The organism is Myxococcota bacterium, assembly GCA_040387835.1.
GTDB lineage: Bacteria > Myxococcota > UBA727 > UBA727 > JABDBI01 > JAZKCZ01.
The window spans coordinates 541401-553547 of sequence record JAZKCZ010000002.1 but is presented as its reverse complement, the minus strand read 5'-3'; the positions used below and the strand labels follow the sequence as shown (position 1 = coordinate 553547).

13 protein-coding genes are annotated in these 12147 nt (G+C 47.5%); 5 read left to right on the top strand and 8 right to left on the bottom strand.

Annotated elements, in window-relative coordinates; genetic code table 11:
- Nucleotides 1-20: 20 nt before the first annotated feature.
- The 4 genes from V4534_05360 to V4534_05345 form a co-directional block, all read right to left on the bottom strand.
- Complete coding sequence (locus V4534_05360; GenBank protein ID MES2504289.1) at nucleotides 21-536, bottom strand: N-acetylmuramoyl-L-alanine amidase; 516 nt, start codon at nucleotides 534-536, stop codon at nucleotides 21-23.
- Nucleotides 537-664: 128 nt separating this feature from the next.
- Nucleotides 665-2155, bottom strand: coding sequence for a hypothetical protein (locus V4534_05355; GenBank protein MES2504288.1), 1491 nt, complete (start codon nucleotides 2153-2155; stop codon nucleotides 665-667).
- Nucleotides 2073-3041 (bottom strand): RluA family pseudouridine synthase, encoded by a 969-nt coding sequence (locus V4534_05350; GenBank protein MES2504287.1) that lies wholly within the window; start codon nucleotides 3039-3041, stop codon nucleotides 2073-2075. The genes V4534_05355 and V4534_05350 overlap by 83 nt, the downstream gene beginning before the upstream one ends.
- Entirely contained in the window at nucleotides 3025-3381 is a 357-nt protein-coding gene (locus V4534_05345; protein ID MES2504286.1) for a hypothetical protein, read from the bottom strand. Before V4534_05345 ends, V4534_05350 begins: the two co-directional genes overlap by 17 nt.
- A gap of 15 nt (nucleotides 3382-3396) precedes the next feature.
- Here V4534_05345 and V4534_05340 point away from each other — a divergent pair, with 15 nt between their 5' ends.
- Entirely contained in the window at nucleotides 3397-4434 is a 1038-nt protein-coding gene (locus tag V4534_05340) for a hypothetical protein (protein ID MES2504285.1), read from the top strand.
- A gap of 10 nt (nucleotides 4435-4444) precedes the next feature.
- Nucleotides 4445-5098, top strand: coding sequence for a glutathione S-transferase family protein (locus V4534_05335; protein MES2504284.1), 654 nt, complete (start codon nucleotides 4445-4447; stop codon nucleotides 5096-5098).
- Here V4534_05335 and thiL read toward each other — a convergent pair.
- The 4 genes from thiL to V4534_05315 all read right to left on the bottom strand — a co-directional run bounded on the left by thiL (nucleotide 5059) and on the right by V4534_05315 (nucleotide 9021).
- Nucleotides 5059-6000 carry a thiamine-phosphate kinase gene (thiL, locus tag V4534_05330; GenBank protein ID MES2504283.1) on the bottom strand — a complete coding sequence of 314 codons (942 nt, stop codon included), beginning with the start codon at nucleotides 5998-6000 and terminating at the stop codon, nucleotides 5059-5061. The genes V4534_05335 and thiL overlap by 40 nt on opposite strands.
- The gene (locus V4534_05325) at nucleotides 5987-7552 is read right to left on the bottom strand and encodes a hypothetical protein (GenBank protein ID MES2504282.1); all 1566 of its coding nucleotides are present in this window, start codon (nucleotides 7550-7552) and stop codon (nucleotides 5987-5989) included. Before V4534_05325 ends, thiL begins: the two co-directional genes overlap by 14 nt.
- Complete coding sequence (locus tag V4534_05320; GenBank protein ID MES2504281.1) at nucleotides 7549-8547, bottom strand: aspartate-semialdehyde dehydrogenase; 999 nt, start codon at nucleotides 8545-8547, stop codon at nucleotides 7549-7551. Before V4534_05320 ends, V4534_05325 begins: the two co-directional genes overlap by 4 nt.
- 75 nt (nucleotides 8548-8622) lie before the next feature.
- Complete coding sequence (locus V4534_05315) at nucleotides 8623-9021, bottom strand: hypothetical protein (GenBank protein MES2504280.1); 399 nt, start codon at nucleotides 9019-9021, stop codon at nucleotides 8623-8625.
- An 85-nt stretch (nucleotides 9022-9106) separates the two neighbouring features.
- Between V4534_05315 and V4534_05310 the strand changes: the two genes are divergently transcribed.
- The 3 genes from V4534_05310 to V4534_05300 all read left to right on the top strand — a co-directional run bounded on the left by V4534_05310 (nucleotide 9107) and on the right by V4534_05300 (nucleotide 11996).
- The gene (locus tag V4534_05310) at nucleotides 9107-9637 is read left to right on the top strand and encodes a hypothetical protein (GenBank protein ID MES2504279.1); all 531 of its coding nucleotides are present in this window, start codon (nucleotides 9107-9109) and stop codon (nucleotides 9635-9637) included.
- A gap of 462 nt (nucleotides 9638-10099) precedes the next feature.
- Nucleotides 10100-10402: a hypothetical protein gene (locus V4534_05305; protein ID MES2504278.1), complete on the top strand. Its 303-nt coding sequence runs from the start codon at nucleotides 10100-10102 to the stop codon at nucleotides 10400-10402.
- Between the two features lie 733 nt (nucleotides 10403-11135).
- Nucleotides 11136-11996: a hypothetical protein gene (locus V4534_05300; protein MES2504277.1), complete on the top strand. Its 861-nt coding sequence runs from the start codon at nucleotides 11136-11138 to the stop codon at nucleotides 11994-11996.
- The last annotated feature ends 151 nt before the right edge of the window (nucleotides 11997-12147 follow it).

Below are 12147 nucleotides of genomic sequence, written 5' to 3'. Positions count from 1 at the left end.
ATCCAGCTCAAACTTATCGACTATAGACCTTTAACCTGCTCTTCCAATTGCTCCAAAACAGTCGCATTACTCACAATGTGATTCACCAATTCTACAATTTTATGTGAAGGTCTGAATTGCTTGTTGAAATGCGGCTTAATATTTTTCGGCCAAATAGATAACTGAATCATCTTGCAATGAATAAGCTGAGTCAGATTACCAATAAAATCCGCAGACAAAGCTTCAGCCTCCGAAGGCTCAAAGACTTGAATGCCTAACTTGTTGGTATTGCCATCTGTACCTCTCACTTCATTTGCGCCCTTCATCGTTTCTGGGCGCCCTTGTGTGATCCGACCGTCATTTTCGACATAGTAATGTCCACCCGGTCCGCACCATTTGCGTTCTAACACTTCATGCTGTGCGACCTCGTTGAAATCTGTCAGTTCTGTGTAACCCGGGACCCGGATGACCATGCGGTTGAGATAAGCGTTCTGTTCCGGCTTACAAGGATCCGCTGGATCCGTTTTCACCCGAGTCATACTTGGATAAACTTCCATATTTTCGCAGGGATCATATGCAAAGGACATTGAGGTAAAAAATACTGCTAATAGTGAGATGTTTTTTCGCATTTGGGTATCATATAAAATTGAACAGATTTTACAACTGTCGCAATGACGATTTAGGCTCAGTTTACCTCAAACCAATCTGATTGAGCCTCTGTTTTCGCGGTTTTTTGTTCTAGCACCTGCACACGATATAAGCCTTGCGGCAATTTATCGCTGGGGTAGCTAACGCTCAAACTTTTAGCGTAGGGTTGCATGATGACTCGATCGCCACCCAGTGATTCGAGTTCGAATTGATAAGCTCGGGTGGGGTTAAGCTCGCTGTTTGAGAGTTCGGCTCGCGCGATAATTATACCCGCTTCACGCTGGTTGATATAAACCGTTTGCAGACGTGGTTCGGATTCGCGTTGGGTATAGCCAAAGTAGATTCGGTCGACTGGTTTGCCTGGGGCAATTTGAACCTCGGCTTGAGCGAATAGGCCTTCTTTCTTCTTGTTGCTTTCGTGATTCCACCAGCTTGGGTCTCTGACTGGTGTATTGCCAAGCCAAATGGTGCCTAAGTTTGCGCCGATTCGGATGGGTTTTGAAAACTGAACGACGGGAGATAAATAGCGACCCGATTTTGCTTTCTCTGCCAGGTGGAGTGTGAAAACTGCCCCATTTTGTGCGGTGGCAATGGTTAATTCTTTGCCGAAGGGGTCGATCGCCATGATTCGGTGTTGTTTTTCCAGGCTGAATAGAATGTCAGCATTGCCATCACATTTTGGCTTCATCGCGAATAGATGACCATCGGGTCCCGATCCCCAGAATAGTTGGCTTTGATAGTAAGCTAAGGCATAGATTATCTCGGATGAAGACTGCCAGATGAGGCAGCTCGTGCCTTTTTCCTCAAGTTTCCATATTTGCGAACTTGATTTTGTTGTATTGATCGCAGCGAACACATTTCCTGAAGAATCTCCCGTTAAAGCCACGACTTCACCGGGGACTTTTAATGCCGGCGTTTGATCTCTGTATACCGTTCCGGAGTTTGCCGAGCCGAGATAGTTTTTGTAAATGCTGCGTAGTTGGTTTTCGGCAGGAAGAAGAGGCGTTTTTTCTAGCTTTAGACCCGTGGCTCTGAAAATAAATGGGCTATCGCCTACCAAAGAGATGGTGCTGGCTTCGATGCTTGCGCCAAATAGGGTTCCCGGGACTGCGACGGAGCGAAATTTCTTCCAAGCCCCGGGGCGAACGTAGGTAATGCCACCTTTTGGTCCGGAAATGATGGCTAAGTCGCCATTTGGCATGCGAAATAGATTGGTAATCAAGGGCTGCTTCAACTCGAAAACAAGCTTTGGCTTTCGGGAGGGCTCGACCTGCCATACTTGGCCGGGACCAGAAGTTGCCACATAGGCCACCTGGTTGTCCCAGCGAACCAGCGCGGTGACGGCGCCTTGCAGTTCTTTTGTCCAAGGCTTCAGGGGGTAGCCTGCCTCGAGTTCTCCCGAGGAAGTCAGCGTGGTGTTTTCGAAGTTACCTGCAGCGAACTGTTTAAAAGTGCCCCAAATTTGTGTTTGGTAGGTATTCGCCCAGGCGAAAGGCGTCAAAAAAAGGATGATGAGCTTCAAAAACATGTTCTACTCCATCAAGTTCAAAATGAATGCGTTGAGCATGTAGAGCTTGACGTGGTAGTGGCAGTAAAGTCAAATTCGCTTCACTTCGCGTGTAGGCATCGAAGAATTCTTCGCCCATGCCGTAGAGCTTATCGCCGGCAATTGGGTAGCCTTCTAAGGCTAAATGCGCTCGAAGTTGATGCTGCCGCCCAGTTTTAGGCTCGCATTGAACCAAAGTCCAGTTATAAACAGGGTCGTAGCGAAGCGGTGTGATTTCCGTTTTGCAGGGCAGGCCACCAATGGTATCTTCAATCATCTTAATAGCGACCAGGCCTCGGTCACCTTGTAGCGCTAGGGGCCTAGTGGAAGTGACTGGCTGCGCCATACGCCCTTCAACCAACGCCAAATAGACTTTACGGATTTCCCCGTTTTGAAAAGCACGTTTAATTTGTGACTGCGCCTCACGGGTCTTCGCGCAGATTAAAATGCCACTCGTTTCTCGATCTAAGCGATGGCATGGATGCACAGACTGGCCAGGGTAATGCACTTTAAGCCAGTGCGTGAGGGTCTGGTACAAGTAACGGGCGCTCGGATGAATGGCTAAGTTGCCCGGCTTATTAATCACCAGGATATGATCATCTTCGTAAACGACGGGAATTTGGATAGCGTCGATTTTAGGTGAGTCCGGTGGAACACGCCACAGTTCAACCAAATCGCCTGGGTGTAGGCGCTTGGATGGCTTCAGAGGCGATTTTTCCAGCCGGAAATCCCCTGATTCGATAATTTGGCGGGCTTTGGTGCGAGAGATGCGCCCAATATGATGCACCAAATAATGATCAGCGCGAATGCCGCCTAAATCTACCGGGATTTTCCAACGTTGAACAACTTTCTTAGAGGATACAAGCATTGTGAATAGATTTAATCTCACCAGTCTGATCGATGGACCAGATGTCGTTGTTGTTTTTAGCGATAATAACGAAATGTTTCGAGTCGTGACTTTGAGTCTCGTAGATGTAATGGATCTCGCGGGATTTAACCAAGCCTTCTTTGAGTAACATCTCTATAGAAGCATACTCCTGATGGTGGGCAAAATAATACTTCTCAGCCTCATATAAATGCTTAAGCCAAGCTTTGGCCTCACTTTGCCTGGATCGACACTGGAATAATTCGTACTTGGGCCAAGCTATGTAGGCCAGTACTGCCAATCCCACCAAGATTAGGGCAAGTTTCCAAAAATGTCTTTTCATAGTATGTTGGCTAGCATGCGGCACTATTTTTGGCTAATCCTGCTGGCTTTTCAGCTACAGGCGTCTGAGTTTTTTGTAATGATTGATGCAGGTAGTACCGGCTCTCGTGTATATCTCTATGAACACGACGCTAAGACGATTAAATTGTTGGATAAAATGCGGGTCGAGCCAGGCCTTTCTAGTTTTCACAATAACGTAAATGGTATCCAAAAATATTTGGAGCCATTGATCGCGTTCTCTAAGAAGCTGCTTCCTGAAGGTGTGGAACCTAAAAACGTGTCTATTACCTTGCAAGCTACAGGGGGGTTGCGTGCGCTTTCCAATAAGAATCAAAAGGCTGTGATTGCCAAAGCTCAAAAAGTATTGGCTGCCTCAGAGTTTAAAGAGGCTCAAGCAGAAGTCATTTCAGGTGCTACGGAAGGCGTTTATCAATGGACCGCTATCAATTATTTGCTCGGTAACTTCGACAATCCCAAGAAACACACCTTTGGGCTAGTGGAGATGGGCGGTGCTTCCCTTCAGGTGACTTTTTTAAATCATGAACCTTTGCTGCCCGGCAGATACGAGCCGCAGCTCTATTCTAAGTCTTATGACGGTTTTGGAGAAACTTGGGCTTGGAATAAGTATGGCTCTAAAGCTTGCAAAAATATCCCTCTCGATTATAAAGCCTGTCGCCGTTTTGTGGCAAAGCATATCACTGTCTTGCACAAACCAAAGCTGCAAGGCGATTTTTATTTAGTAGATAATTTTGAGCAGTTGGCGACTCTGCTGAATTTAAAAAAAGTCTCTTCCAATATCTTGGATGAGCTCGGGCCTGCGAACTGCTTAAAGAGTTTGGAGAGGTTGAAACTAGATTTGCCATTTGCTTCTGAGCATTATTTATCTAAAATCTGCTTTGATACAGCCTATATGTCGGTGGTGCTGGAAAAGTTAGGCTTTGCGCGGGAGAGGGAACTGATTGCGACGCGCGAAATTGCCAATACCGCTCTGTCTTGGACGCTGGGGTCACTTCTAAATAGGTTGTCTTCCCTAAAACCGCCAAGCGTGCCATAAGAAGGACAATATGGCCACTTCAAAAGCACCTCCATTTACTTTGTATGAATATCGCGTTTCCCCATTTTGTGTCGCAATCAGAATTGCGCTTCACGAATGCGAAGTGGGTTTCACACCTAGGGAAGTCGATCCTGAAAAAGATCGCACCGCTGCTTTTTTAAGAAGAAGTCCATTTGGACGATTGCCAGCGTTGGTTGAACATAGACCGAGCGGTGAATTATCCATTTTTGAATCGCCCGCTATTTTGTTGTTTTTGGCAGAGCGTTTCGAAAAATCTTCGCTCAGCTTCAGCGATTTGAGCTCGAAAGCTCAAGCCTTGTCGTGGCTTAGCTTTTTGGCCTCTGGCTTTGGTGATTTGCTCTGGCGTGTGCTCACTGAGTCACATGTATACGAAGGACCGGACGGACGTCCAAAGATTCTGGCTGGCTTTCATGAAGAACTGGAAAAGCAATTAGATGTGCTGGACAAGCATTTGGCCAGACGCGCGTTTTTGGCGGGTGATTACTCAATCGCCGACACTTTGGCGACACCGTTGTTAGATTTGCTTGAAAAAGTGAAAGATTTGGACCTGGACCGCTACCCCCATGTGATCTCATGGCGTGAGCGCCTCAGGGCTAGACCAAGCTATAAAGCTGCTTGGCCGCTAGAAAAAGAAGAAAAGTGATCAAATCCGTCTTCGTTCAGGACAGTAAAACCCTCAGCATTTTTCAAAAGAAGCTGGGGGTTTTTAGTTATCTCGCCAATTTCGATGCCGAATGTTGACTCAGACGCTGTGAATAGCAAAGCGTAGTCCTCGCCTCCGTAAAGCGCCTGTTCTAAGCTTGCTCCAGAGCATATCGGAATATGGTCTAACTTGGCACCGACTCCAGAGGCTTTGCATAAACGATACAAATCTTTAGCTAGACCGTCCGAAGTATCCATCCCAGCCGTAGCAAGCCCCACTAGCATCTGGCCTAACAACAGCTCAGGCACTGGCTCCAAATGCCGCGTAACATTGTCGTCGTGGCCTTGACCGGGCTGATAGTTGGTTACCAAAGCTTTTAATCCTGCCGCGCTGCCGCCTAATGGCCGGCTCACGTAAATTTTATCCCCAGGCTGCGCCCCTCGACGGCTTAGAGGCTTGCCGTCAACATCCCCAAAAATGGTGATAGCGCAGCTGAAATTTGCTTGTGCACCGCTTAAATCGCCACCATAGAGTTGAAGATTATATTGCTGGCAAGCAGTCACCGCACCTTGGCAAAACTCTCTTAAGAACTGCGCATCGTTGGCAAGCCATAACTCCGGCAGTTCCAGTGACCAAAGAAAACCAACCGGCTTTGCCCCCAACGCAGCTAAATCCGAAAGATTTTGTACAATGGCTCGATATCCAGCAGATTGAAGCGGCCCAAGCCCGATTTTGAAATCATTATGTTCTTGAAAGGCGTCCAAGCTCACAACGCGTGTATGCGTGGCAGCACAGGGAGGCAGTGCGGCACCGTCATCGAGTAAATCATTCGCACCCGGCGCTAGAACTGGGTTAATAATTTCTCGAATAATCTCGAGAATTTTCGTCTCAGTTAAACTCAAACACCAGTCCGAAGTTAAGCATCAAAGGAAAATCTTCCGTTGGCCAAGCTGGGGAAAAGTTGAGGCCTTTGCTGTAGAAGTTGTTAATCGGCATGTAGGCCGCTTCGGCTTTAAGATAGACATGGCGATAAACACCATTGGCGCGTGCAGCCTTTGCAACTGATGGCTCCATGAAGGCCATGGAAAGCATCAGTCCGGCCGCAGCTTGCCAACCAAATACAACGCCGAGCGGTTTAAAACCATTTTCTTTATCTAGGCCGTCTTGGTAACGCATCATATATCCAACTGCGACCAGTCCAACCCGCACGTAAGGCACCAGTGGGAAATCATCGACCCAAGTATCCATCACGTAAGTAAGCTGAGGGCGCAAATGCAGAGTATGCATCGCAACCGAATCAATTGCCTGCGAACTGCAGTCAGGCTTGCCATTTACTTCTTTAAGAGCTTTACCGCCAAAATAAGCGTAGTCAGCACCCATACCCAATTGTAGGCTGCCGAAGTCGTCGTTGAGATGGACGTCTACTTCAATACCCATCAGCGGCGACAGCTTATTATCATACATGCATTTATAAAACGGCGAGATTTTGCTGCCATCACCCTTGGTACTGCCATCAAGATTGGGACGATATGGTGTACCAATAATCCCAAAGTTAATCTGACCTGCGTCTGCCAGAGCAAGGGTCGAAAATAAAAATCCGAGCACCAACAAAACGGCTTTCCGCGAGCGAAAAAATCGTAATGCTCCAAGTAGACTTAATAACAATACCCAGGTGGCTGGCGCGTTAGAGGTTTGTGCACAGCTGAAGGACACGGGGTTGCCTTCACCATCATAGACCCCACCAATGCCGTAGGATTTTACGGGAACTACGGGCCCAACAGGATCTGTCCACTGAGAACTGGGAGTATTTACTTTGGCTTTAAAAAAGTAGGGCTTATCATTCGTTAAGCCTGAGATGGAAATATCTTTGGTTTTCTTGAAGTCATTCTTAGAAAAGCCCGAACAATCTTGCGATGCTTTTAGCCCATCTCCAGTGTCCGCTTGGGTGTAGCAAACTTGGTAGCCAGGGTCGTCTTGCAGATTTTTGTCGTCCTTGATCGTAAACCGTACTCGCTCATTACCGGCGGCAATGTTTTCTAAAGAAATAACGTTCGGTGTCGTATCATAACGATAAATTGCTCTCACTACGATTGCATTATTTTGATACAAACAAAGTGTGGCGTAACCACTGGCTTTGCCTTGGGACCCGCAAAATGGAGTCAGTAGCGCATTTGCCGCGATGCTTCCGCTTTTATTGACATCGGCCCCAGTGACCGTGACAGGTGTATATTGAGCTTGTCCAGTGGGCACTTGTCCAGGACAATCAACCGGTGCGCTGCTCGGCAGGGGAAAAATATAGCCACTAAGAGGTACGCTGGCCATGAAAGCGCCTTGTTGGAGTGCAATAGGCGTTGCATCATTGCAATCAGTTACAGTGCCTTGGAGAGCGATGATAGGCTGCGTGGTTTGCTGTGCGATCGCAAAGGAACCTATCAGAAACAATATTATCTTCACGCCAAATACTCCTTAGCAAGAATTTCTGCGATTTTAACCGCATTCAGCGCAGCGCCAGTACGCAGATTATCGCTGGAGTACCAGGCGGCTAAGCCGTTTGGTACGGACTCGTCGATGCGGACACGTCCGATCAATGTCATATCTCCTCCAGAGGCGACCATGGGCGTGGGGTACGCGTTTAGATTCAAATCGTCAATGATGCGTAGGCCTTTGCTTTGGCCTAATAACTCGCGGGCGGCGTCTACTGAAATTGGTTTTTCGAATTCCATGTGAACCGCAGCGCTATGGCCGTTGAATACCGGCACGCGGACGCAAGTTGCAGCTATTTTAAGCTCTGGCAGGTTCAAAATGCGGCGAGTTTCAGCCACCATTTTTTCTTCTTCGCCGGCAATATAAGGGATTAGGTTAAAGGCGATGCGGTGAGCAAATAGCTCCGGCTCGGTCTCGCGCATGTTGAATAAATCGCGGGTTTGCTTTTCGAGCTCTTCCATGCCGGCTTTCCCAGCGCCTGAAACAGCTTGGTAGGAAGCAACGACGACGCGTTTTAGTCCAAATTGATGATGCAAGGGCGCCAACATTTGAACCAACGGTGTTGAAGTGCAGTTGGGGCAGGCGATGATATTTTTGAGCGTGTATTTTTTGATGTCAGCAGGGTTGACTTCGGGCACCACCAAAGGCACGTCTTTATCTGCCCTAAACGCGCTAGACTTATCGATGAAAACTGTTTTGGTTTTGGCGATCCATCCAGCGATTTGATGAGCTAAAGCATTGTCCACAGCGCCGAAAGCAATGTCGATGTCCTTAAAAGAATCGGCTGTGAGAGCATCGACCGTGAGCGATTGCTCGCCAAACTCCATTTCTTCACCTGCTGATTTAGCAGATGCCAATAAGCGAAGTTCTGCCAGTGGAAAACGACGCTCATGTAATATTGAAATAAGTTCCTGACCAACCACACCAGTGGCACCAACAATCGCCACTTTCAATTTTCGATTCATATGGAGGATGCTTAGCTCAGGCCTTGTGCTAAATCAATCCAATATAAATATCTACCGTTGCCTTTTGTCAGAACGCTAAGCGTTCTTCAAAAAATAACCTACAACTAGCCCAGCAATAACCGACTCTAACCAGGTGCAAATGAACCATCCAAATGCAAGATGAAGTGGGATAGGCATAAACAGATACATGCCGCCCATCGCGAACCCGCAGATTACCCCATACCAGCATCCGAACTTGAGACCTTGTGCCAAATTTTTCGGCCTTACCATTGTCTGGTAGAACAGAACGAATAAAAGCGCGTAGATGGCCATAAATACAGTGCCCTGAACATGGTCCATTTCGGCCAGTGGGCGCCAAAGGTGCGCTGTCTGTTCGTAAAGTCCTGCCAGAATGATGCCGTGAAACACCGAGTCAAGGCCGAACCACAAGACCATAATGCAGATCACAGAAAGAATGACTTTTCCTAAATTCATGATTAACTCCTGCGCAACAAGATAGCAAAATCCGGGTTACCAATGCAAATTTTGACTTACGAAATTCGTGATGTATGTTTTTCAAATGAGCATGTACTTAAAAAAAATATTTTTCAGTCTTTCGATGATTTTCACTATGCAAGCTGGAGCTGAGTCTCTGCAACAGCAAATTGGTATCAAAGCGATGAAGAGCGCTGCTAAAGGTGGAATTTGTGCGCTTAATACTACTTGGAACGCAATCGAAGCAGGTGCGAACAGCCTATTGAAAGATCATATCGTGCACGATGGCACGCGCGGACAGGTTGCGAAGGCTGCTGCAGCATCCACTGCGGTGGTGATCCCGTTAAGTATGTGTGCATTTGTGAGCCACCCCTATTGGGCAGGCCTAACAGCGACAGGCGCCGTTTTAGGAGGATATTATTACGAAAATCCCGAGAGTATTGGAAGTAATAGTCTAATGCATCACCTGCCTGCAGCAGCCGGCGCAGTCGTAACGGGAGCCACCGTCACCATGGGCAGCAAAGCATTGGGAATGGGCACTCAGGTATTTAGAGCGGGGCTAGTCGCTGCCTTTTCCGTGGCGGGGTATTTTGCTTTTAATAGGATGGTACATTAATATTTCAGCCGAGCCTTCGGCTCTCAGGGGGTGGTGGCATACACCATACCCAGGGTTCCGCTGCGCTTCACCCGCGGCTGTATTCATCAGACCGCTTCGCGGTGCAAACGTAAATCGTAAAATCTAGCGTTCCGCTCCTGGTCCGCGATGCGGACACCGAATACAGCCCCGGGTGAAGCGCAGCGGAACCCGGGGTCAATGTCGGATAATACGTGAGAGAGCCGAAGGCTCGACTGACGACTTGGGTTGATAATAGCAATTGGGCATGGAATCCCCAGGCAACTGGTTGTACGGCTGGAGTTAGGGCTAATGAAATATCGGTTTTTTTGTTTGTATCTTGTGGTCATGACAACGGCAGACGCACATGGAAAGAGCTACCGCGAGCATATTGAAGGTAGGCTATCTCGATGCACTCACAGTCAGCACTTGCGAACGTGTTATACCAACCATATTTCGGAGCCTATGGATCGGACCCAAATGTTTCGCAATTTGCGCCATATTGAAGGAGCTTGTTTCTACTCGCTTAGCGAATCCGCTCAAAATATTTATCAATCCGATAGAAAATGTTTGCGCAGTCTTTGGGACTCTGTGAACACGGTGTTTTACTACCGAACGGTTAATACCATTACTGACGAAATGGGCACCACACATCAGGAACTTGTTCGTAGATTTTGTGGAGAACTAACTGAAGCGCAAAAAGTCTCTTTACATGCCCATCCCAGTACACCGATTACTCTCGATAGGTATTCTACACGACGATATTAACAATCCTGTCAGGTACGGCCACAATCTTCTTAGGCTGCGCGCCATTTAGGAAAAGTTGAACCTGTTCGGATGCTAAAGCTAGTTTTTCTAAAGTTTCTTTGTCTTATGTTCTTCGACTAACTTGACTGTTTTGTGATACATGCGCCAAAAACTTGGGTTGCTTGCGCCTGGCTCGTCTAAGCGGTCGGTGTTGCTGCTTATGTCATAGGAAGCTAGGCATTCGTTTTATGGGACCTTGAATGCTGACATTTGCAAACCAAATCAATGCTCTGATATCATTTATATTAGAGGAGCTTAATTTATGGATAAAATGCGCCCTGGTTCATCTGGATCTGAATCAAATGATAACTTAAATTTCAAAAGCGAAGGAAGAAGTGGGTCTGATACTTCTCAGTCTCGTTTAGAGGATAGTTTAGACAGTTCGGTAAGCAGACCGGTAAGCAGATCGGTAAGCAGATTGGACATTAGCCCTCCTCGAGAACCGGAACTTCCCCAGAACCCACAACAACCTAGAACTGCGAATCCGGCGCCCCGCCTCGGGAGGAGGCTTGGAGAAGCATTAGAGGCAGGTAAAGCTAATGAATATTTGCAAAAGCAGGCTGAAGAGCGTGAAGAGACTTTAAATAATCCTGGTAGCGAAAAATTTTGGCGAGACACTAATGGGGACAACGGTCTGACCCGCCTTATTCGAGCTTCCTCTGATCAGCCGGAACGGGTTGGCCAGACTTTGGATATGATCCGAAGAGCGACTCCCACACAGCTGAGGCAGCCGGTCGGTTTAACGACCCCTGAACATCTTCAGGAACACAAAAAAGCGATTCAGAGAATGCATGATGCTAACAAGGAGTATCGAACTGCGACCAGTGCTCTAGACGCTGGTGATGAAAGCAGCCCTCAATATTCTCAGTTGAGGGACGCAGTCAACCAGGCCGAAGACCGTTACCATGCTGCTTTAGTCGAAAGCTCGGCAAATCCCCCCCCCAATGTAACTGCTTTGCAAATTGCTTTAGCGACTGGGAATCCAGTGATAACATCGGCAATTATTGCTAAACTTCGAGAAGCTCCCGTCAAGTCAGGTGTTCCGAGTTCTGCGTTCAGCACAGAAGAGCTGGTTTCTGCGTTGGCGTACAATCGGTCGAAGGAAGTGGGCGATATATTGAGAACAATGCCAGAAGGAACGATGGATTCGCTGACTGGGCTCCCGCCTCTTTCCCTGGATACCATTAAAACTATTTTGGAAAGCGAACATGCCATGTCGGAAGATACCGTCGCAGAGGTGGTGAAGAGCTATTCCAGACGAGCGACTGAATTCGCTCAATATCGAGAACTTACCGGCATCGTGCAGCCAAATTACCATATATCCCAAGGACGTGGCGATTTAGCTGTTAAACAGTTAATTGAAGGTGTTAAAACAGTTCGAGCGTTCGGGGGTATAAGAAACCGCAAAGAGACTACTGAGGCGACCCATGCTCGCATAGAGGCATATCTGGGCTATCTTGATGCCGTTCGAGATTCGATTGAAAGAGCTGCAAAGCTTAAGCCAGTACCTTCCCGACTACAGGAGTTGCGAAAATTGGTTGAAAGCCCATTGTGAGGAGAGAGGTTGACCTTAATCGGTAGACGCCTTCAACGCCGGTTGTTTGCCAGGGCTTAACTTAGCAAAACAATGCCTAAGGAAGCAAGTTTACGCATTGTTTAGAAAGTGACATCGATGCAAGGATGTTTTTAAGAAAATTAACTTTTTG